Source organism: Enterovirga sp. GCM10030262, from assembly GCF_042666435.1.
GTDB lineage: Bacteria > Pseudomonadota > Alphaproteobacteria > Sphingomonadales > Sphingomonadaceae > Allosphingosinicella.
Genome location: NZ_JBHTDC010000001.1, coordinates 90,160 through 113,087, shown reverse-complemented (window position 1 = coordinate 113,087; position 22,928 = coordinate 90,160). Strand labels below are relative to the sequence as shown.

The window sequence follows — 22,928 nt, the reverse complement described above, 5'->3', positions numbered from 1 at the left end:
TTCCCGGCATGGACGCATAGCTCAGTTGGTAGAGCAGCTGACTCTTAATCAGCGGGTCCTAGGTTCGAGCCCTAGTGCGTCCACCACCTTCTTGATGTCGGCGCGCGAAGCGTCTGCCGGGCGAATCTCACGACCGAGGCCTCGTTGGATATCCCCGAGGGACCGCTCCCGGATCAGATGGCCTTAGGCGTAAGTCAAATGCCGTCGAGCCGGTCGATGAGGAGGAAGTCGCTCTGGGCGATGCCGGCCGCGCCGATCAGGAGGATGGTCAGCTCGACCGCTTCGTCGGCGTCGAAATTGACGCTGACGCGGATCGCATTTCCTTCCTGCACCGCGCCGATCTCGAACGCGCCGAGGATGCCGTCGGTATCGAATTGGAGCGAAAGCGCATCGGGGCCGCGCAGCACGATGCGGTCGCTGCCCGAGGTGAAATCGAGAATCCGGTCGATAGTGCCGAGACGTCCGGGGACGGCGAACTCGAAATCGTCGCCCTGGAAGCCGGCGCCGTCGCCGCCGTCGCCGGTCATGACGTCGTTGCCGTCGCCGCCGATCAGCCGGTCATAATCGTCGCCGCCAATCAGCACGTCGCTGCCGCCGCCGCCGTTGAGCACGTCCTGGCCATTATTGCCCTCGAACCGGTTGGCGGTGCCGTCGCCGATCGCCTGGTCGTGGCCGCCGCCGAAGACGAAGCGCTCGATCCCGGTGAAGCTGTCGCCGATCGCCTGGCCGGAATTGGCGCCGGGGTCGACGAGGTCGACGCGGGCGGTCTCGGAATAGACCACCGTGTCGAGGCCGGCGCCGCCGTTGAACCTGTCGCCTGCCCTGCCGCCGTGCAGCTGGTCGTCGCCGCCGCCGCCGTTGAGCGTGTCGCCGCGCGCCAGCTGCAGGTAGATGACATTGCCGCCGTGGATGATGTCGTCGCCGCCCGCGCCCGACAATATGTTGGTCGCCTCGTTGCCGGTGATGTCGTTGCCGAGCTCGTTGCCGGTGATGTTGACCGCCTGCTCCTGGTACAAGGCCCTGATGGTCTCGACATGGGCGCCGGCACTGAGCACGAAGTCGCCATAGACGAGCGCGGTATCGTTGCCCTCGCCCTCGGCTTCGACGATCACGTCGCCGACATTGTCCACCCGGTAGGTGTCGTTGCCGCCAAGCCCGATCAGCCGGTCGGCGTCGGCGCCGCCGTCGAGCAGGTCGCGGCCGGACGTGCCGCGGAAGACGTCGCGGCCGCTGGTGGCGAAGATGAAGGATCTGTCGTCGAAGACGTTGAGGACGTTGGTGTAGAGGATGAGTATGTCGGTGGCGGTGGGCGCGATGCGATAGGCGCGTTTGCCGTCGACCAGTATCTCCTCGACCCCGAGGTCGGCGAAGCTGCGATATTGGGTGAAATCGGACAGGTCGATCCTGTCTTCCACGACCTGCGTCACGCCGCCGACCTCGAACTGACGAAGGTTGAAGTCGAGGATGGTGTCGCGGCCCGAGCCGCGGCCGAACACGAAGATGTCGGCATGGGCGCCGGCTAGATCGCGGAAGAGGTCGAAGAATCCGGCATCGGCGGGGTCGACGTCGCCGACCAGGATTTCGTTGCCGGCGCCTGCGTCGATATAGTCGCGGCCGGCGCCGCCGGTGATACGATCGCTTCCCGCGAAGGTCTCGATGCGATCGTCGCCTTCCCCGCCCGTGACGATATCGATGCCTCCGCCGGCGCTGATCCGGTCGTCGCCCTCGCCGCCGTCGAGAATGTTGGCGCCATTGGCCGCGACGATCGAATCGTCGCCGTCACCGCCCGTCACCCGGTCGGCGCCGTCGCCGGCGACGACCGAGTCATTGCCGCTGCCGGCATCGATCCGGTTGGCGCCGGCGCCGGCGATGATGACGTCGTTGCCGAGTCCTCCCGTCAGTCTGTCACCGGCGCTGCCGACGGCGATGCGGTCGTCGCCGGCGCCGCCATCGACGTCGTTCGCCTCGTTGCCGGCGCGAATGACGTCGGCGCCGGCATCGCCGGTGATCCTGTTGCGCCCGCCCCCGGCGACGACGAGATCATCGCCTCCGCCGCCGCCAATCTCGTCATTGCCGCCGCCCGTGGTGATCTCGTCATTACCGGCGCCGCCCGTGACGAAGTTGGTGCCGGCGCCGGCCGCGATGATGTCGTCGCCGGCGCCGCCGCCAATGTCATCGTCGCCGGCCAAGGCAGTGATCCTGTCATGGCCATCGCCGCCCTGGACGTCGTTGTCGCCGCTGCCGACGACGATCAGATCGTCGTCGTCGCCTCCCGTGACGAAATCGGCGCCGTCACCGCTGTCGATGCGGTCGTCGCCGCTGCCGCCGTGAAGGATGTTCAGGCCCTCGCCGGCAATCATCACATCGTCGCCGGCGCCGCCTTCGATGAGATCGCCGCCCGCGCCCGAAGTCAGGCGGTCGTCGCCCTCGCCGCCGAAGAGATCGTTGTCGCCGATCCGGTCGGTGAGAATGTCGTCGCCGCCGCCGCCGTCGATCGAGTCGCTGCCGCGGTCGTCGCCGATCCGTTCGTTGCCGTCGCCGAAGCGAATGATGTCGCTGCCCGCGCCGCCGGTGAGAATGTCTATGCCGGCGCCGCCGTCGATCACGTCGTTGCCGTCGCCCCCTGACAACATGTCTAGTCCGAGGCCGCCGGTCAGGAGGTCGTCGCCCTGCAGGCCGATCAGCCGGTCGTCGCCGCCATTGCCGACGATGCGGTTGTCGATTCGGTTGCCGGTCAGGGCGTTGGCCCGGTTGTTGCCGATCGCGAAGGTCTGATGGGTGGTGAAGGTGAAATTGTCGCCCGATCCGGCGACGGTGCGGAACTTCTCATAAGCGATCCGCACCGTGTCCCTCTCGACGCCGGGCATGTCGAAGACCTGGGTGACCGTTCGGATCGGAATATCGACTCCGAACAATTCGGTGCCGTAGTCATATGCCACGAACCGGTCGTCCGTATTGGGAATGCCCGGGATCGGGTTCCTCTGCCAGATCGTGAGCTCCATGAAGGCCGCGTCGAACGTGGCTTGGAAATGAGCGGCGATCACCGTCGTTACCACCGCCTGCGAGCGATAGGTCATGTCGGCGGTGAAAAAGCCCTCGCCCTCGGGCGTGGTGAATTGGAGCGTCTCGCCCGAGACCCCGGTCAATGTCTCGCCGAAGCTCGACCGCGCGGTGACCATCATCCGGGGATCGACGGTGACGGTCTCCTTCAGCGACACGTTGCCGTTGAGGGCAAGATCGATCGCCTGGAAGGTAACGCCGGCCTTCACGATCTCGGCGACGCTGATCAGCGTCACCTCATGCTCCTCGAACAGGTATTGCGCGGCACTGGCCGGCGGCGGCAGCAAGCCGATAAGCTCGGCCAGGATGGCACTGAGGTCGATGGTGCCGCTGAGGAAGGGGTCGCTGAGCGCCGTGGCGGTGATCGCCGTGCCGCCATAGGCGCCCACGCTCATGCTATAGCCTCCCGAGCTGTTGACGGGTCCCGGAATGGCGACGGTGAGGCTGCCGTAAGGCGTATCGAGCGTGTAGCTGTCCTCGGCGGTGACTCGCTCGCGAATGCCGAAACCCAATGGCCCGGTGCCGAACCCCCAGTCGAAGCTTTCATCGATGACGTCGATGTCGACGCCGAGATAGCCGCCCAGGCCCATGTCGATCTCGGCGCCGATGAAGAGCTGGGCGTAATTGCCTGCCGGATCGGCACCGATGATCCCGAAATCGGCCGCCCCCACGATCTCGCTGCCGATCGTCACGAACGGCTTCGTGTTGATCACCTCTTCGAGCCGCGACACCCGTTCCGTCACGTCATAGTCGATCTCGCCCGCGAAATCGCTCGACTGCATCCTGAAGTCGAGCTTGATCCCCGCCGCGCCGCGTATGTAGCCGTTGAAGCCGGCGACGATCACCGTCTCGCTCAGCGATTCATCGAAAGTTTCTTCGAACTCCCAATAATAATCGTCGAAGGTATAGCCGATACTGTCCACGCCCCAGCTCTTGCCGGCCAGGCTGAAGTGAAATTCGGAAACTTCCTCGAGCGTGAAGGTGTCGGCGACGGCGCGATTGCCGTCCGAGGCGATCACCTTGAGGTCGATCGATCCGGGCCAGCCCGCGGGCGGCGTACCCGTGAAGGTCCGCGTGGCCGCGTCGAAGGAAAGCCATCCCGGCAAGGCGCTTCCGTCGGCGCGCGCGGCGCGAAAGGTCAGCGCGTCGCCATCGAGGTCGCCGAACGCTCCGACCGGCACCCTGAAGGTCCACAACTCGCCGGCGTTCGTGGTCTGGTCGGCGATCGGCTTGCGCAACTCGGGCGCGCGATCCTCGAAATAGACCGCGATGTCGCCGCGGCCGAGCGCGGTGCCGGGCCGCAGCTGAGCCAGTTGCACCGCCGCCCCGGCGCCGTTGCCGTCGGCATCGTAGAACAGCTTGCCGGCGGCGCGATCGTAGACGATCCGGTCGTCCGCATCCAAAGCGCGTCCGCCAAGACGGAAGGCACCGGCGCCGAGCGGGCCGTTGGCGTCGAGGCCGTCGAATATCTTGCGGTTGAGCGCGATGATGTCGTTGCTGGCGAAATCCGCGATCGTGTCGAGATTGCCGGCGTCTGGCCTGGAATCGAAGACGAAGCGGTCGGCGCCGGCGCCGCCAACCAGCCGATCGATTCCGGCGCCGCCGTTGAGGACGTTGGCGGCGCCATTGCCGACGATCGTGTTGCGGCCGCCATTGCCGGTGCCGTCGATCGCGGCGCCGCCGGTCAGGCTGAGGTTTTCGACATTGGCGCCGAGGACATGGTCGATCGACGCCCTGACGGTGTCGGCGCCCTGCCCGCTGCTTTCGACGACGCGGTCGCCGGCATGATCGATGATATAGATGTCGTTGCCGCGGCCGCCTTCCATCCGGTCGGCGCCCCCGCCGCCGTCGAGCCGATTGGCGGCATTGTTGCCGGCAAGATTGTTGGCGAGCGCATTGCCGGTGCCGTTGATGGCGAGGGTGCCGGTGAGGACCAGATTCTCGACATCGGCGGCGAGCGCGTAGCCGACCGCGCTGCGGACGAGATCGATGCCGCCGCCAGCGCGCTCGACGATAACGTCGCGGGCGTGATTGACGACATAGATATCGTTGCCACCGCGCCCGATCAGCGTGTCTGCGCCGACAGCGCCGCGGAGGATATCGTTGCCTTCGGTGCCTTCATAGATCGCCATGAAGCAGCCCCCTCGCGCCGGCCTGGAGTCCGAAGCGAATGCGGCGACCGCTTCCCCACGGAATCACAAGGGATTATCCTCTCATTTTCGGAAAAAGCCAGCGCAGACATGATTATTGTCCCCGCCCCAGCGCGGTAGGGTACCTGCCTCCAAAACTTAAACTTGAAGCGGCTCGGCAAATCGGCGCTCCGTGCGCAACCAATGGAGAAAAGCCCTTGCGTTTGCTCAACCGGCCGCGGCAGAGCTAGGTAGTGCAAGCCTCGGGCGCCGGTTGCGTCGGAGTGACCGCCGCAGCTTTCTCCATGCTCACGTAATCAAGCTTTCCGGTCCCCAATACGGGTAGAGCGTCCAGGCGCCTGATATCTCGCGGGATCATCAACTCGGTCACTCCGTTTGCACGAGCCCAGGTCTGCAACGCCTTCCGCCCGGCGGCGAACCGATCCTCCTCCGTGCCCTCCGCGCCGGGATCGTCGAGCCAGCAGTCGTTGTTGGGCACCTTCGAACGGTCGAACAGGTTCTGGAGATTGCAGGAGGCCAGGCGTATCGGATGACTCCCCTTCAGATCGCATAGCCGCCGGAGACGCCGATCTCGGTCGAGGCCGGATCGATCTGGCGGCCGTCGAAGAATCCGGCGATCTGCTCGCCGATGCCGCCCAGCTCGCGCCCATCCGATTTCTCCAGGATCGCCCGGCGCTTCGCGTTGAGCCCCAGGAAGATGTTCCATTCGTCGTGGCAGCCGAGGCTGTAATTGGCGCCGGCGCGGAACAGGTAGAAGCGGAGGAAGTCGTTGCGCCGCCGCTGCCATTCATTGCGCAGCCGCGCCTGGCCCGCGTCCATGACGGCGCCCGGAACGAGGGGCTCCCAAGCGATGCCGCTGACGCTGTAATAGTCGCAGAAATCGGGATCGACGGCGGTCTTGCGGGCGAAATATTCGCTGATCCCGGCGGTGAGCGTCTCGCCTTCGCCGAGAAACATTTTCTGCACGTCGGTGGGGCCGATGAAATAATAAGCGTCGAAATACTGTCCGGTGTCGGCGAGCCGCGGATCGACGGCGTGGCGGCCGACCTGCTCGCCATTCTCGGCCAGCACCTTGGTCCACATCCGCATGTAATCGCCGCCGCCGGGCGGGCCGTGGTCGCGGACCAGCGCCTCGATGTCGATGCCGAGGCGCCTGGCATGCATGTTCATGAGGCCGGTGCCGGCGCGCGATTCCATCTGATATTGGGCGGGATTGAGGATCCACACCCCCTCCCCCCAACGCTCCAGCAGCCGGCGCTGAATGGCCTGGGCGACATCGACGTTGGTGCCGCTATAGCCGCCGCCGCGCGCGCTGATCGGGCAGCTCAGATAGACGACCAGCCGATCCTCGGCCTTGGCGCGTGCGACATCGCTCTTCACCAGTTCGATCTGGGCGTCGAACAGCCTCTCCCAGTCGCCGCCATGCCATTCGAACCGGATGTCCAGATCGGCGACGGGGCGGCCGCGCGCGTTGGAGCCTCGAGCCATTTCAACCTCCCTGCTGCCGGGGTACGAGAGTGGCCGCCATCGCGGCGACGTTGGACGCGCGGATGCGGCGGCTGAAGCGGGCGTCGGCCATGTCCTCGAATGCGCCCTCCGAATCTAGTGCTGGGTAAAGCTTCTGGAGCGCCTCCGACGAAGAGCCGCGGTTCAGCACGACATCGACATGCTCGATCTTCGAGAGCGCGGCGGCATGCTCGGCATTGATGGAGCCGGCAAGCCAGGTCTCCATGAAGCGATAGGCGCAATATTCCGAGAACCAGCGCAGCGTCGAAACGTCGAACACACCGATCTTCGTCCCGGTATCGGCGAGCCGCTCCGGGTCGCCGGGATTGTCGGCCAGGCGGACCAGCGAGATATTGGCCATCTTGGCGGGGACCGGCGTGTCGATCATGACGCCGTCCGCGCCGCCCGCGCGGATGAGGTCGACCATCATCCTGAGCCGTTCCTTGGCATCGGCCGGCAGGTCGAGCCTCTCCGGATCGTAAGGCTCGACCAGGGTGGCCCGAAGATTGTCGGTGACGCCGCGCATGAGAGCTTCCGCCTGCTCCGGCGTCAGGTGGTCCCTGATGTCGATCGTCCCCTCCGGATCGAAATGGAATTGCCCCACCGCGATCAGGTTCTTGATCACCGTCGCGTCGCCCCTGCGCGCCTCCCAGGCGGGGCGATGCGTTTCCAAGATGCCGCAGATCACCTGATGGTTCTGGAAGCGCGAGCTTTGCGACAGGGCCGATTTCACGGCCTCGACCACCGGCGTGATCCAGTCCCTGGGCAGGCCGTCTATGCCGCACTTGACGATGTTGGGTCGCCCTTCGCCGGTGTCCATCGCGGCGGCGATGCCGAGCGCCTCCTGCGCCGCCTTGGCCTGCACTTCCTCCAGCGAGCGCGCCACCGCGCGGCCGCTCGGACCATTCTGGTAGAGGCGCAGATCGAAGCCGATATTGGCGCTGATCCGGAGTCGCCGCTGTGGGTCGTTCTGGCTGACGGCGAACGCAATGTCGCCGATGGTGCGCGGCTTGAACATGCCGACCTTGGCGGTCGCGTCCTCGCAATCGATGATGTCGGCGCCGCCCGCCACCGCCGCCCGGACCTCTTCGGGATTGAACAGGCTCACCAAGAGCTTCCTGCGATCGGCCATCGGATTGTCTCCCCCTCGTCGGATTTCCAGATCGAACACCGCCACGTCGTCGTAGAAACCGTCCGCCGCTTCTTCCGAGATCGCGCGATGCGCCTCGTGGACGAGGAAGCGGTCGCGCGCCTCCGCGTCCGACAATGTCATGACCACGCCGAACCCCCAGGCGGCGGCGAAGCGCGAGCTGCTGCCGTTTCGCCCCGTCCAGACCTGGCCCACGCCCTCGACCGTGCCCGGAAGATCGCGAAAGGCGCGCTCGACCCGGTCGAGCTGCGCGTCGCTCGTCTGCTCCGAGAGCCGGTAGAGGACGACGTGGAAGAGAGTGTCGCTTGCTTCCGTCACGCGCTTATCCGGGTGAATTCGACGACCGGCTCGATCTTCCTCGCCGCTGGCGCGTCGGGCCTCGGAATGGTGTCGCAGACGCGGTAAGCGTTGGCGATCATGGTCAGCGACGGATTGCTCGCGCCGGCCGTCGGCATGAAGGCGGCGTCGACGACGTAGAGCCCGGCCACCTGATGCGACTGGCAATCCGCGTCGAGCACCGAGGCCGCCCGGTCCCGGCCCGCTCGCAAGGTGCCGTGATTGTGTCCGTATCCGGGGTTCGACAGGCCCTGGGGCCGGTGACTGCGCAATATCCCGCCGGCGTTGCCGACGATGTCGGCGACCCGGTCGAGCGCATACTTGCTGAGCGCGACGTCGTAATCGTGATGCTTGTAATAAGTGAGCGCGGCCGGCTGCCCATAAGGGTCGCGCCTTTCGGGCCGTCCGTCCGCGCCGTCGGCCAGCTCGACCCGGTTGTCGTGGGAGGACATGGTCTCCCCGGTGAAGGAGAAGGAGACGCCGCCATTCTCCCGCAGTTCCACGAGCCTGTCCTGAAGGTGTCGGCCCCACAGGCGGCTGGACTTCGGGTTGGGGCCGTGCGCCATTCCGGTCCGGTAGAGCGCTTTCAAGGGCGGGTTGATCGTGATCGGATCGTAGATCGAGAATTTGCCGCCCTTGGTCACCGGCGCCGCGGGATCATTGATGACGTAGAGGTCGCGCAGCTGCAGGCTGCCGAGCGAGGTGGCCGGCTGATAGGGGTAGGTCGGATCCATCGACCCCCAGACCGGCTGGTCGGGAAAGGTGAATTCCAGGTCGCCTTTGGTGTGGTAGGTCAGATAGCGGCCGACGAGGCCGTTCTCGTTGGGGATTTCCGACAGCAGGAACAATCGCGCGGATTCGATCGCCTGGATGGACACGATCACGATCGGCGCGCGCAACGTCTGCGGCTCGCCGCCGGGGTGAGTCACATATTCGACGCCGACCGCGCGGTGGCCGCGCTCGCTGCCCGGCGCCGGCTCGTGGAGGATGCGCAGGACGTTGTGGCCGGTGCGCAGCTCGCAGCGGCCGCTCGAAAGCGCCTTGCGCAGCACCGTATCGGCCGCGCCCGACCGGCAATTGGAAGCGCAGCCGAACCCCTGGCAATAGCCGCAGAAGGGGCAGCCGGGCCGGCCGTCATTCGTCCGTGAATTGATGCCGCGCGGGCTGCGATAGGGGTACATGCCCGCCTTGTTGAAGACGAAGCGCAGGAAGGGCGACGAGCCATGCTCGCGGATCGGCGGCATCGGATAATCATAGCCGGCCCGCATCGGCTCCTGCGCCGGCGACTGACGGGCGGCGCCCGAGACGCCCCAATCCCATTCCGCGCGCTCGAACCAGGGCTGGAACTCCTGATAGGTCCAGGGCCAGTCGACCATGCTGACGTCCGAAGGCACGTCGCGCAGGTAGCGGGTGACGGCGAAATCCGGCTCGGTATAGCGCGGGAGATTGGCCTCCCACTGGTTGGTCGAGCCGCCGACCATGTGGGTGATCCACCACCGTTCCGACGCCTCGGGCGCCGCGTCGGAGCCCTTGGACAGGTCGACATAGAGCATCGGATCGTCGCGCTTCGACGGGACCAGCGCCTTGTGGTCGAGGAAGTGGAGCTCGTCCAACGGGATGAAGTCCTCGGCGTTGCTGGGGCCGCCTTTCTCCAGCACGACCACGGTAAAGCCGCGCTGGGTGAGCGCCCGCGCGGCGGTGGCGCCGCCGGCGCCGCTGCCGACGATGATCGCGTCCGGTCGGTCGAACTCCGTCATGCCTCCCCCTCCTCAAGCGAGCTGGACCGGCTCCGCTTCCTGCAGATAGCCGAGCCAGCGCCACATGATCCGGTCGCGGTTGCCGCCCCAGCGGGGGTCGGACCAGCAGCCCTGAAGACAGTGGCGCCAAATGGTGTCGAACGCGGCCTGCTGCTCCGCGGCCGTTCCGAACGAAGCGATCTGGCGCTGCTCCAATTGCCGCAGCAAAGCGGTGACATTCTCCTCGGGCAGCGCCTCCAGCGCGGCGCCGAACAGCGTCATCGCCGCCTGGTCGAGCTTCTCCAGCCAGACCGGATAGCTCTCCTGCCAGGCGCCGAGATCGTCGTGGATCTTCACGTCTCCGCCGACCGCGGGGCGTTGGAGGAGCAGGTCGAGAAAGCGGGCGGCGCCGCAATCGTCGGAGCCGGGGATGCCGCGGCTCCGGTCGCGCGGCTGGATGGCGCGGAAAAGGGCCTCGATCTGCTTCATCTGCACCGGCGAGAAGAATTCGCCTTGGGGCAGGCGGAAGGCCGCATCCCAGGCCATCAGGCGGCGCCCTCGACGGCGAGCGCCACCTTCCTCGGCAGGAGCATATCCTCCAAGGCATCCTGGATGCCGGCCTCCAGCTCCGGGAAGCTGTAATATTGGGGGCCGCGCTCCTCGAAGATGCGGTCGCCGAGCGCGGGATAGGTATCCCAGCCCATGCCGATATAGAGGCCGACCTCGCGCCCGAAATAATGGGCGATCATCGCCACCGTGCTGCCATGGACGCCGCTGCCCCCCGCGGACGTCCAGATCGTGCCGCCCTTGCTGCCGGCCCACATGGTGCGCGGCTCGATCAGCTTGACGCCTTCCTCCTTGAGCCGTCGGGCGACGGTGGAAGCGGCGGTCACCGGCGTGTCGCCCAATATGCCGGCGCGGTGCAGGATCGAGATGCCCGAGCAATTGGTCGCCACGACCTTGCCCGCCTCGTGGTGGCGCCGGACGGCGGCGATGATCCGCTCGTCCTTGCTCGCCTCGCCGCTGCCGAGGCCGCCGGGAACGAAGAGGAGGTCGAACATGTCCTCCGGCTCCAGGTCGCCGTCCGGCAGCACCCGCGTCCCCATCTGCATCTCGACCGGGCCGTCACCCTCGCCGACGCGGAGGAGCTTGACCGACAGCGCCCTACCCTTGTCGGCGAGCACCATCGCGGTGTGCTTCAATATCTCATAGGGGACGAGCGTGTCCTGCTCGCCGCAGCGATGATAAGCGACCACGCCCAGGGTCTTGATCTCGGTCATTGCCGTTCCTCCCACGCTCAGGTCCAGTTCGCGTTCGATGTCGGCGATCAGCATCAGCCAGGGCCCGAGGTCTCCGGGGCCGAAGCGGGCCATCAGCTCGACGATGACGGCGTCGTCATAGGCGCCGAGACAGGCGCCGAGTTGCGGCAGCGTCTCGTCATTCTCGCGCCTGGCATGCTCGCGGTAGAGGACGACGAAGCCGTCGAGCGCGGCCTTGAAATCGGCGGCGGCGCCGGCCTCGCCGGCACGCAGGCGATCGAGCGCCGCGCCCAATGCGCGGAAATAGCCGCGGCACATCTCATGGTCGTCGAACACATAGGCGGCTTCGGCCGGCGGGAAGCCCATCGCGAAGGCGAGCGGCAGCAGCACCCTCTCCTCCACCGCATGGTGGTAGCGGTCGATATATTCGTCGAGCAGATAGACGAGCAGGCCCATGGCGCGGAGCGGAGGCGGGTCGCCGGCGCCGATCTTCCTGGCGATGTCGGCGGCGGCGATGACCAGCCGGCGGCCGATCAGATGCTCCTCCTCCATGAGCAATTCGGAGAGGCGGCCGCTATCCTTGTCGGTGGAAGGCCGGGCCGCCACTGCCTTCAGCATGAACTCGCGGCCCGGCGGGCAGGGCTTGAGCTGGGCGCGCATCCCGGCGGCCTGGGCACCCATTACCTCGGCGAAGTTCTCGCCGATGAAGAGGCATTCCTCCGGCTTCAGCCCCAGCCTGTCGGCGGCATAGGCGAATATCTCCGGAGCGGGCTTGTCGGCGCCGGCGTCGTGGTTGATGACGATGTCGTCGCGGCCGATGAAGTCGAGCAGCCCCGCCTCCTCGACCATCTTGCGGCCCATGTCGGCGCTGACGTTGGCCGGCAGGTTCGTAATAAGTCCGATCCGGAGTCCGAGTATGTCCCGGGTCGTTTCAAGAAGGTCGCGAGTCGAGGGCTTGTAGGTGACCAGATGGCCGGGGCTGTCAACGTAGCCCAGAGTGTCCTTTATGTCGAAGAAGACGGCCTTGATCGACGGACCTGCCATGGCGTGCCCCTACCCCGATTTTGCCTTTGCTCTGCTGCACTTGGCATAGCAGAGCGAGGCCCGGAGCGGACATGGGAGATAGCTTCATTTCGGAGCAATGACCGACCGGCGCAAGGGCCGGCGGAGATCAGTTCCTCGAGGGAAAGATGCCCTGGAGCGCGATGATGAAGTTCAGCGTCAGATAAGGCATCATATTGTTGTGCGGCTGACTGCCGCCGACATTGCTGACCGAGGCCGGGTGGAGGACCTTGTCCAGTACATTGCTGTTGCTGTACATGCTGACCGGCAGGGTGCTCTGATCCTGCTGCACCGCAACCGCCTGCGCCAGAACCGTGTTCGACGTTGGGATGTTGGTGTCGCCGATATCGTTCCTTGCGCTCGGGAAATGGGTGTGCGCCGCCATGTTCTGCTGGGTGATCGTGACCGAGGTCGAGCCCGCCGCTTCGCCGAGATCATGAGCGCCGCCGAAATGGATCGGCACCCTGCCTCTCAAATTCGGAAGCGCGAAGGTCGTCTGGCCGTTGCCGCCATAGGTCGTGCCGAGCAGCGAGAAGAGCGCCTGGTTCTGGTTGATCGGCAGGAACTGGCCATTGGCCAATGCCCACCCCTTCGGCGGAAAGTTGAAGGAGACGATCTTGATCTCCGAGAGGAAGGGTTCCGACATCGTACGATTCCTTCAAATGCAACCGGCAGCGGGTCCGCGCGGCTAGGGCCGTTGCGGGAAGATGCCCTGGAGGGCGATGCAGTAATTGAGCGTGAGATAAGGCTGCATATTGTTGTGAGGCAGCCCCCCGCCCGCGACCGCGAGCGTAAAGCTCATCGGGGTGTTGGCCGCCTGGGTCGAATAGCCGCGGACAGCACCGAACGAGGCGCCGGCGAGCCAGCTCATATTGGCGGGCGCCGCTCCTTGCGGGTCGGTAGTCGTCCCGGCCGCGCCGCGCGCCATCATCGAATGGGTGTGGGCCGGAATCTCGCTCTGGAGCAGGGTGATCGACTCCACGCCCGACATCTCGCCCAGGAAACGCTCGCTGAGCCCCTGGCCCTGGCCCGGCTGCATCGGCGCATTGTCCTGCATGTTGGGCAAGGCGAAGGTCGATTTGCCGTCGCCGCCGTAAAAGGTGCCGAGCAAGGCGAAGAGCGCCGTATTCTGCGAGAGCGGCAACAGCTGTCCGTTGCAGAACGCCCAGCCGGTCGGCGCGAAGTTGAACGGGAAGATGCGGATTTCGGCGAGGAACTGGTCTGACATTGACGGTCTCCGAAGAGAAAGAAGAAGCGCGGCCGCTTCTCAGGTCTGGCTGGGAAACACCCCGAACAGCGAGATGATGAAGTTGATGCACAGGAACGGCTGGGTGTTCTCGTGCGGCTGGCTTCCACCGGTCGGAGAGATGGCAGAAGGGTGGAGCGGCACGTCGGGCGTCGTCGTGTTGTAGATACGAATGCCGGTCTGCGCGCTGGTGGCTGTGGCGAGGACGGCGTTGGCGGGCGATTGAACCTGGCCCGTGGCTGAAGCGAGGCCCGGATGGGTGTGGCTGGGGATCTGCTGGATCGTCAGCGTTTCCTGCTCCGTCCCCGCCATCTCGCCGAGCTGGTAAGTCGTGCCGTCGGGGCCGGTGCCCATGTGTATGGGAACGCGGCTGGCGAGATTGGGCAGGTTGAACGTCTCCTCCCCGTCGCCGCCATAAGTGGTGCCGATCAGCTCGAACAGGACATCGTTCTCGGAGATGGGCAGCGTCTGTCCTTCGCAGAACATCCATCCGTTGGGCGCGAAACTGCCCGCGAACATGCGTATCTCGCCGACATAGGGTTGTCCCATCGACTATTCCCTCTCCCTAAATCCGCTCAAGCTCGACTCGGACGGGTGCCGCGGCAAAGCCGTGACCGCCCGCGCGCCTGCCCCGCAACCCCCTGTCGCGAGACAGTTTACGGCCGATTTGGCGACGACGCCGTGCCGACATTGGCATGTGCGACTCCCCCTCCTTCGGATCGTGTGCGCAGTGTGGGCGCAACCCGCTGGCCTGTCAAACCGGCTTTGCCCGGATACGGGCCAAATAAAGGGCCGCGGGCGGCGGAGGCCTGTATTGGCGCTTTTCCAGATAAGTCGCTGACATGATTGACTCCTGGCCGTGCGTTTTCTGGTCCGAAACGAAGAATGACCATGGGATTCCGGTGGAAAGCCCCCCCAATCTGTGCGAAGGGAGGGGCGCGAGATCGAGCTCGCGCCGGGGGGCGCGGGCGGTCTGCCGATAAGGGGTTCTGGAAATGGTCGCTTCTACGCTTCGCGCCGGCGCTTTGGCACTGGTTTCCTATGCCACGGACGACACCAACACGGCCGACGACGACATTCTGCGCTTCGTCGTGCTGGCGCCGATCGGCAGCGGCACCGTCATCCACTTCACCGACCGGACCTGGACGCCGCGTGCCGGCAGCACCATGCTCAACGACGGCAGCTTCACCAACGCCGCCAATGAGGGAACCTTCACCTACACGGCGGGAGCGGACATTCCCGTCGGGACGGTGATCACCATCACATCCGCCCAGCTCGCCGCCGCCGGCATCAACCTTAGCGACACCACGGGCGAGACGATTTACGCCTATCAGGGCACCGACGCCAACACGCCGACCGAATTCCTGTTCGCGGCCGAGATCGCCGACGGGAATTCGACGTTCAACGGCTCGCTCGTCAACACCGGCCTTTCGGAAGCGGCCGGCACGGCGATCACCGTGGTCCACGACAATGCCTCGTTCGGGGGCCATCCGACCGGCAGCCCGCAGCACCAGCTCCAGGAGATAGCCGACGAGGCCAATAACTGGCACGGCAGCGACATCGGCGAGAATGGCGGCACGCTCTACGACGACCGCGCCAACGTGAACCTGAGCGGGCCGCTCACCGCGCCCGACATGCAATTGTTCGGGGCGATGACCGGCGGCGGCCAGTCGGACGCGATCGTGCGCGTCGACAATGACGAGGCCTCGAACGTCGGCGCCAACCTGACCCGCTTGCTGCGCGACAACCCGGCCTTCATCTCGATGGAGGACATCGCCTTCGATCTCGAGGACGGCGTCTGGTTCGCGGTGATGAACGAGGGCACCGACATCACCCGCATCGTGAAGGGCAATATCGCCGATCTCACCAACACCGGCGGCACGCCCACCTTCACGACGGTCTACGAATATAACAACGACAGCGCGGATTCGAACGACGACAAGTTCATCCAGGGCATCGAGCTCGACAAGAACACCAACCGCATCTTCTTCACCGAAGGCGACCTGCTTGTCGGCCACAATTTCAAGTCGATCGACTATAATGGCGGGAGCGTTCGCGACTGGGGCCCGATCGACCTCGCCCCCGATCCGGTGATCGGCTTCGCCGGCGGCATCGAGGATTTCGTCATCGATACGGTGAACAACACCGCTTACTTCACCTATGTCACCGTCGACGCCGGCGCCGGGCAGGTGCTGCACAATTACATCGTCCGGCTGACGGCGCCGCTCAACGCCGCCGCGCCGAACCCCCTGGTCGAGAATTACGCGATCGTCCCGATCGCCAATGCCGGAGCGCCGGACGCGGGATACCAGCCGGGCCGGATCGACGACGTGGAAGGATCGGTGCGCGGCATCGATTATGATCCCGATACGAACACCGTGTGGTTCGTCACCGGACGGCTCGGCGCCGCCGGCACCGGCGGCGTGTTCAAGCTCGACATGACGACCCTGGTGATGACCGAGGTCTGGCAGCAGCCGGGGAACAGTTCGCACAACACGCCGCAGGGCTTCCCGACCACTCTGCTCCACGACATCGAGGTCGATTCGATCGGCGACCGCTATTATCTCACCGACCAGTCGAGCACCGACCATGCGTTCGACGGGACGCCCCTCACCGACGAGAATGGCGGCAACATCTGGACCGGCTCGCTGATCGGAACCGGCGCGCCAACCCATTTCGCCGACATTTTCGAGCCGACCGCCAACGGCGCCGTCAAGGGCATGGAGATCAATTACGCGCCGGTCATCACCGCGCTTTCGAGCAACAACGTCACCTATACCGAGACGGCCGGCGTCAATTCGGCGGCCGGAACTCCGCTCAACATCGGCGGCGCGCCGACCATCAACGATTTCGACACCACCAATTTGAAGGGCGCGGTGGTCGCGATCACCGGCTTCCAGCCCGGCGACGTGCTCGGCTTCACCCTGAGCGGCGGCATCACCGGCAGCTACAATGCTAGCACGGGCGTCCTGACGCTGACCGGCAGCGCCAGCTATGCCCAATATGCGACGGTGCTCGACACCATCACCTTCACCAATTCGGGCGACAACCCGACCGACTTCGGCCTCAGCCCGACCCGCACCATCACCTTCCAGGTGACCGACGGCCTCGCCTACAGCGATCCGGCGGGGGTCACCGTCAACGTCGTCGGCATCAACGACGCCCCGGTCAACGTCGCCGGCGCGGCGATGAACTTCACCGAGGACACGACCGGCACGGCCGGGAGCGCAGGCCCGCCAGTCGTCGCGCCGTCGAACGCCGTCACCGGCATCTCGGTCTCGGATCCCGACGCCAATCCGTCGACCCAGGACATTTCGGTGACTTTGAGCGTCGCCAACGGCACGCTCACCATCCGTACCGACGTCGCCGGCGGACTGGCGGCGGGCGAGGTGACCGGCAACGGCACCGGGACTTTGGTCCTCACCGGCACCCAGAACCAGATCAACAAGACGCTGGAGGCGGTGAACGGCTCCAACCAGGCCAACGCCCTCATCTACACGCCCAACGCCAATTTCAACGGCACCGATCCGCTGACCATCACCACCAACGATAACGGCCTCAACGGCAACGATCCGGGCGACACCGGAGACGGCACCTCCGAGGCCGATATCGACGTCAAGTCGCTCAACGTCGCCGACGTCAACGACGCGCCGACGGTGATCGATACGACCCAGGACGCGCCGACCATATTGGAGGACCAGCCGCTCACCAACTTGACCGCTCCCTCGGTCTCGACCCTGTTCGGCGCCAGCTTCTCCGACGCGCTCGACGACCAGGACCAAGGCGGGGCAAACCCGACCGGGACGCCCGGAGACACGCTCGCCGGCATCGCCATCGTCGCCAACGGCTCGAACGCGAACGGCAATTGGCAATATTGGGACGGCGACAGCTGGGAGAATATCGGCGCGGCCTCGGCAGACGCGGCCAAGACCTTCACCGCCGCGACCCTCATCCGCTTCAACCCGGCGTTGAATTATAACGGAGCCGCGCCAACCCTGACCGCCCACCTGATCGAATCCGGCGGCCCGGCGATTACTAACGGCGGCACGGTCGATCTCAACCCGGCGCCGCCGATTACCGGCACGGGCTCCGTCTATTCGGTCGGCACCGTCGTGCTCAGCCAGGACATCACCCCCGTCAACGACGCGCCGACCTCGGCGCTGCTGCAGGGTGATTCCGCCACCTGGACAGAGGGCCAGGCCTTGGCGGCCCTGCTCGACGCGGGGTCGAACGCGTCCTTCGCCGATGTCGACAGCGCCAATTTCGACGGCGGCAGCCTGACCGTCGCGATCACCGACGGCCTTGTTTCCGGCGAGGACCGGCTGGTGATCCGCCTGACGGGCACGGTCTCGTTCAACGCGACCGCCGTGTTCGTGAACGGCATACAGATCGGCACTTATACGGGCCACAACAGCAGCGGCCCGCTCGCCGTCACTTTCGATGCCGACGCGACTCCGGCCGCGGTCGCGGAGCTGGCACGCGCGATCGCCTACAACAATATAGGCGGCGACAACCCGACCGACGGCGACCGCACGATCACCTGGACCCTGGTCGACGGCGATGGCACCGCCAATACCGGGCAGGACACGCTTCCCATCACCACCACGGTGGACGTCGATCCGGTCAACGACCCCAGCGTGGTCGGCGGATCGACGGCGCTGCGGGTGTTCGCCGAAGGCGTCAACGGCGCGGCCGACCATATATTCGTCAACAACACGGTCACGCTTTCGGACGTCGACGATACGACGCTGAGCAGCGTCACCGTCGCGATCACCGCCAACCATGCGTCGGCCGAAGACGTGCTCGCCTTCGTCAACGACAATGCGGTGACGTTCGGCGACATCACCGGCAGCTATGACAGCCTGACGGGCGCATTGACGCTGACTTCGGCAGGCGGCGCGGCGACGCTCGCCCAGTTCCAGGCGGCGGCACGGGCGGTGACCTACGACAATCTCTCCGAGGAACCGACAGAGAACAATCGGACCATTCAGATCCGCGCCAATGACGGCGACGACGACAGCAATGTCCTCTCATTCAACCTCCAGGTCGTCGCGCAGAATGATTCACCGAGCGGGATGAGCAGCACGATCACGATCAACGAGGATAGCGTTCACACGCTCACCTCGGCCCATTTCGGATTCAGCGACGTGGACGGCGATGCCTTCCGCGCGGTCCGCTTCGGCGCCGCGCCGACCGGCGGCACCCTCTACTGGGACGCCGACGGGGCGGGCGGGAACGATCCGGTCGCGATCACCAGCTTCCCGACCGGCGACTATCTCGTCACCGACATCGATCTGGGCAAGCTCACCTTCGTGCCCGACGCCGACGTCAGCGGTGACGGCTCGGGCTCGATCACCTTCACCGTGGTCGACGACGGCGGCACCACCGGCGCCGGCCAGAATGCCGACACGACGCCGAACCTGCTCAACGTGAACGTCACTCCGATCAACGACGAGCCCGAGGGCACGGACAACACGATCGGGATCGACGAGGATGCGATCCACACGTTCGAGCAGGGCGATTTCGGCTTCTCCGATCCCGTCGAAGGCGACGCCTTGCAGTCGGTGGTCATCACCACCTTGCCGGCCGAGGGGACGATCCTCCTTCGCTTCGATTTCGGTCCGCCTATCGGGTTCTTGAACATCCCCGTCTCCGCGGGCCAGGCGGTATCGGTCGCCGATATCGACGCCGGGAACCTGTTCTACCAGCCGGCCGCGAACGGGTATGGCGACGATTACGCCAGCTTCACCTTCCAGGTGAAGGACGATGGCGGCACCGCCAATGGCGGCGTCGACACCGATCAGAGCGCCAACACCATCACGTTCGATGTCGGCGCGATCAACGACGCGCCGGCGCTTGTCGCGCCCGAGACGCAAGGCGGCTCGGAAGACGTGGCCGTCGTCTTCAGCAGCGGCAACGGCAACGCCATCACCGTGTCCGACATCGATCTCGACGGCGGCTTCATCTCGGTCGTCCTCGGGGTTGCCGACGGCACCCTCACGCTCGGCTCCACCGCCGGCCTGTTCGCCGTGATCGGCGACGGCACCGGACAGGTGGCGATTACCGGCGGCGCCGCGGCGGTCAACGCCGCGCTCGAAGGCCTGACCTATCTCGGCGCGCCCGATTCGAACGGCAGCCGCGATCTCAATATCAGCGTCAACGACAACGGCTTCACCGGTCCCAATCTGATCGTCAACCCGGGCGCGGAGACCGGCACCGGCGCCGCCGATTATACCGGGTCGGTCCTGCCGGACGGCTGGGCCCGAGTGGGCAATGGCGGCCTCACCGCGATTCAATATGCCAGCGGCGGGGTCGATCCCAACCTGATCAACGCGGGCGACGACAGCGCGCCCATCAGTGGCGGCAGCGACTTCTTCGCCGGCGGTCCAGGCGGGGCCTCCTCGGCCATCACCCAGACGATCGACGTCAGCGGCCATGCCGCGACCATCGACGGCGGCGCGATGCTCGCCAATGTCAGCGGCTATTTCGGCGGCCTCGGGACGCAGGCCGACGCGATGACGCTGACGGTGCGGTTCCTCGACGTGAACGGCGACGAGCTGAGCACGGCCGAGATCGGCGGCACGGGGCCGACGGACCGCGCGGACGAAACCCAGCTCCTCCTCGACGCCACCTTGGCACTGCTGCCCCCCGGCACCCGCTCGATCGAGGTTTTGCTGTCGGCGGCCCATGATGAAGGCATCTATACGGACGGCTATGCCGACAATCTGTCGCTGACGCTCTCCGAGCTGGTCACCGACACGGTCGCCATCGACCTGGCCGCGGTCAACGACGCGCCGGAGCTCGCCGCCACCGCCGGCACCACCGCCTTCACGGAAGGCGCCAATGCCGTCTCGACGCCCGTCGCGATCGACGCCGCATTGACGCTGACGGATATCGACGACACCGCGTTCGAGAGCGCCACCGTCTCGATCACCGGCAATTTCCAGGCGGGCGAGGACGTCCTCGCGTTCGACAACACGTCCAGCGTCACATTCGGCGACATCATCGTCAGCAGCTATGCCGGCGGAATCCTCACGCTCACCTCGGCCGGCGCGGCGACGGCGGCGCAATGGCAGGCGGCGCTGCAAGCGGTCACCTATACCAACAGCTCGGACACGCCGAACACCGCGACGCGGACGGTCAGCTTCTCGATCGACGACGGTGACGACACCAGCATTGCCGTCACCCGGGACGTGAGCGTCGCGGCGGCCAATGACACGCCGGTTCTGGACCTCAACGGCGTCGCGGCCGGCAGCGAGGCGGTTCTCGCCTATACCGAGAATGATCCGGCCACCCCGGTCGCGCCCGATGCAACACTCGCCGATCCCGATTCCGCCGATTTCGACGGCGGCTCGATGACGGTCGGGATCACCGCCAACGGCGACGGCGACGACCGGCTGACGATCAATCCTGTGGGCGGCGGCGCGGGCCAGATCGGCGTGTCCGGCGCGGACGTCAGCTATGAGGGCATCGTCATCGGTACCTTCAGCGGCGGGACGAGCGGTTCCGACCCGCTGGAGATCGACTTCAACGCCTCCGCGACGCCAGTCGCGGTCGAGGCGCTGCTCCGCCAGATCTCCTACAGCAACGTCTCCGACGACCCCTCGGCTGCGGCGCGGACCATTACCTATACAATAGTGGACGGCGATGGCGGCGCCCAGACCGGCACCGCGACCGCGATCGTCAACCTTGCCGCCGTCGACGATCCGGGCAATGCCGGCGACGACAGCTTCACCACCGACGAAGCCAGCGCCATTATCGGCGGCGACGTCTTCGCCAATGACAGCGACGCCGACGACACGCTCGAAGTCGCCACGGTCGAGGGCGCCGGCGTCAATGTCGGCCAGACGATCAATCTCGCCTCCGGCGCCTTGCTCACGCTCAACGCCGACGGCACGTTCGATTACGATCCCAACGGAGCCTTCGACAATCTCACCGAGTTCGGATCGGGCGCGCTCAACGACCGCAAGGTCGACACGTTCGAATATACGCTGGCGGACGGCGCCACCGCGACCGTGAAGATCATCGTGACCGGCCTCGCCACCGATCCCAATCGCCTGTTCGGCAGCGCCGGCGACGACGTGATCACCGGCACGACCGGCGCCGATCATTTCCTGCTCGGAAGAGGCGGCAACGACACTGTCCAGGGCCTGGGCGGCGACGACATCTTCAAGTTCAACGGCCACTTCACCGAATTCGACGGCGTGGACGGCGGCGACGGCCGCGACATCGTCCGGCTGGACGGTGACTATTTCAACGAGGTCGTCTTCAATTCCGGCACCATGCGGGGAATCGAGGTCATCTCGCTGATGACCGGCAACAGCTACACGCTGACCACGGCCGACGAGACGGTCGCGGCAGGCGAAACGCTGATCGTGACAGCCATCCGGCTGAGCCCGCTGGAAGAATTATGGTTCGACGGCTCGGCCGAGACCGACGGATCGTTCCGGCTCACCGGCGGCGGCTGCGACGATTGGCTGATCGGCGGCCAGGGCGATGACGTCATCAACGGCCAGGCCGGTTTCAACCTCCTCCAGGGCGGCCTGGGCAACGACATCTATTACGTCCGCAACGCCGGCGACGCGGTTCTGGAGTTCGAGAACGAAGGCTATGACCAGGCCAAGGCCTATGTCGATCATGCTCTCGCGGACCATGTCGAAGAGCTGCGGCTGTTCGGCTCGGCGCGGAGCGGAATTGGCAATGATCTGGATAACCTCGTCATCGGGACTGGCGGCGACGATGTGCTCGAAGGTCTGGCGGGAGAGGATCTCCTGATCGGCGGCAACGGCGCGGACACGCTGGAGGGCGGCGCCGACGACGACCGGCTGCTCGGCGAAATCGGCACCGACACCCTGCGCGGCGGCGACGGCAACGACTGGCTCACCGGCGGACGGGGAGCCGACACGCTGGAGGGCGGGATCGGCGCGGATCTTCTCTTTGGCGGCGATGCGGCCGATATCCTGCTCGGCGGCGACGGCGACGACCGCCTCGTCGGCGGCGGGCAGCGCGATACGATGACCGGCGGCGCGGGCGCGGACCTGTTCCTGTTCGCCGACGGCGATGCCAGCACGATCGCCGGTCAGGCCGACCGGATCACCGACTTCAACCGGGCGGAAGGCGATACGATTCACCTGAAGCAGATCGACGCCGACACCGGAACGCCGGCGGACGAGGGATTCGCCTTCGTCGGCACCGCCGCCTTCTCTGGCGCGGCCGGGGAGCTGCGCTTCCAGGTCGTCCAGGGCGACTCTCTCCTCCAGGGCGACGTCAATGGAGACCAGATCGCCGATTTCTACATCCGGGTCGAGGGCGTCACGCAGTTGTTCGTGGGAGATTTCGGGCTTTAGGCGGGAGTGCCGTCCGCACTGCCGGCTGCTCTCCCCGCCAGCGTCCACATGCTGGCCACGGCAAGCGCCGCGAGGG

General features: G+C 66.1%; 10 protein-coding genes and 1 tRNA gene. 2 read left to right on the top strand and 9 right to left on the bottom strand.

Annotated features, from left to right (window positions below; genetic code table 11):
• The first annotated feature begins 10 nt into the window (after positions 1 to 10).
• A tRNA-Lys gene (locus ACFQRC_RS00535) sits at positions 11 to 86 on the top strand.
• A gap of 108 nt (positions 87 to 194) precedes the next feature.
• On the opposite strand, the gene ACFQRC_RS00530 is transcribed toward ACFQRC_RS00535, so the two are convergent.
• From ACFQRC_RS00530 to ACFQRC_RS00490, 9 genes are all read right to left on the bottom strand, one after another.
• Positions 195 to 5,192, bottom strand: coding sequence for a putative Ig domain-containing protein (locus ACFQRC_RS00530; protein ID WP_379956653.1), 4,998 nt, complete (start codon positions 5,190 to 5,192; stop codon positions 195 to 197).
• A 558-nt stretch (positions 5,193 to 5,750) separates the two neighbouring features.
• Positions 5,751 to 6,698, bottom strand: coding sequence for a hypothetical protein (locus tag ACFQRC_RS00525; RefSeq protein ID WP_379956651.1), 948 nt, complete (start codon positions 6,696 to 6,698; stop codon positions 5,751 to 5,753).
• A gap of 1 nt (position 6,699) precedes the next feature.
• Positions 6,700 to 8,184 carry a Dabb family protein gene (locus ACFQRC_RS00520; protein WP_379956649.1) on the bottom strand — a complete coding sequence of 495 codons (1,485 nt, stop codon included), beginning with the start codon at positions 8,182 to 8,184 and terminating at the stop codon, positions 6,700 to 6,702.
• Positions 8,181 to 9,959, bottom strand: coding sequence for a GMC oxidoreductase (locus ACFQRC_RS00515; RefSeq protein WP_379956647.1), 1,779 nt, complete (start codon positions 9,957 to 9,959; stop codon positions 8,181 to 8,183). Before ACFQRC_RS00515 ends, ACFQRC_RS00520 begins: the two co-directional genes overlap by 4 nt.
• 12 nt (positions 9,960 to 9,971) lie before the next feature.
• Positions 9,972 to 10,484 (bottom strand): gluconate 2-dehydrogenase subunit 3 family protein, encoded by a 513-nt coding sequence (locus tag ACFQRC_RS00510; RefSeq protein WP_379956645.1) that lies wholly within the window; start codon positions 10,482 to 10,484, stop codon positions 9,972 to 9,974.
• Entirely contained in the window at positions 10,484 to 12,241 is a 1,758-nt protein-coding gene (locus ACFQRC_RS00505; protein ID WP_379956643.1) for an HAD-IA family hydrolase, read from the bottom strand. The genes ACFQRC_RS00510 and ACFQRC_RS00505 overlap by 1 nt, the downstream gene beginning before the upstream one ends.
• Before the next feature lie 127 nt (positions 12,242 to 12,368).
• The gene (locus ACFQRC_RS00500) at positions 12,369 to 12,905 is read right to left on the bottom strand and encodes a phage tail protein (protein ID WP_379956641.1); all 537 of its coding nucleotides are present in this window, start codon (positions 12,903 to 12,905) and stop codon (positions 12,369 to 12,371) included.
• A 42-nt stretch (positions 12,906 to 12,947) separates the two neighbouring features.
• Positions 12,948 to 13,487, bottom strand: a complete 540-nt coding sequence (locus ACFQRC_RS00495) for a phage tail protein (RefSeq protein WP_379956639.1) — start codon at positions 13,485 to 13,487, stop codon at positions 12,948 to 12,950.
• 39 nt (positions 13,488 to 13,526) lie between these two features.
• Complete coding sequence (locus ACFQRC_RS00490; RefSeq protein ID WP_379956637.1) at positions 13,527 to 14,054, bottom strand: phage tail protein; 528 nt, start codon at positions 14,052 to 14,054, stop codon at positions 13,527 to 13,529.
• Between the two features lie 446 nt (positions 14,055 to 14,500).
• Between ACFQRC_RS00490 and ACFQRC_RS00485 the strand changes: the two genes are divergently transcribed.
• Positions 14,501 to 22,852 (top strand): Ig-like domain-containing protein, encoded by an 8,352-nt coding sequence (locus tag ACFQRC_RS00485; protein WP_379956635.1) that lies wholly within the window; start codon positions 14,501 to 14,503, stop codon positions 22,850 to 22,852.
• Positions 22,853 to 22,928 lie beyond the last annotated feature (76 nt).

Bases quoted from the DNA above. Each gene is read 5' to 3' on its own strand.
- ACFQRC_RS00505 (WP_379956643.1), bottom strand. From the start codon at position 12,241: ATGGCAGGTCCGTCGATCAAGGCCGTCTTCTTCGACATAAAGGACACT.
- ACFQRC_RS00525 (WP_379956651.1), bottom strand. From the start codon at position 6,698: ATGGCTCGAGGCTCCAACGCGCGCGGCCGCCCCGTCGCCGATCTGGAC.
- ACFQRC_RS00515 (WP_379956647.1), bottom strand. From the start codon at position 9,959: ATGACGGAGTTCGACCGACCGGACGCGATCATCGTCGGCAGCGGCGCC.
- ACFQRC_RS00500 (WP_379956641.1), bottom strand. From the start codon at position 12,905: ATGTCGGAACCCTTCCTCTCGGAGATCAAGATCGTCTCCTTCAACTTT.
- ACFQRC_RS00510 (WP_379956645.1), bottom strand. From the start codon at position 10,484: ATGGCCTGGGATGCGGCCTTCCGCCTGCCCCAAGGCGAATTCTTCTCG.
- ACFQRC_RS00490 (WP_379956637.1), bottom strand. From the start codon at position 14,054: ATGGGACAACCCTATGTCGGCGAGATACGCATGTTCGCGGGCAGTTTC.
- ACFQRC_RS00495 (WP_379956639.1), bottom strand. From the start codon at position 13,487: ATGTCAGACCAGTTCCTCGCCGAAATCCGCATCTTCCCGTTCAACTTC.
- ACFQRC_RS00485 (WP_379956635.1), top strand. From the start codon at position 14,501: ATGGTCGCTTCTACGCTTCGCGCCGGCGCTTTGGCACTGGTTTCCTAT.
- ACFQRC_RS00530 (WP_379956653.1), bottom strand. From the start codon at position 5,192: ATGGCGATCTATGAAGGCACCGAAGGCAACGATATCCTCCGCGGCGCT.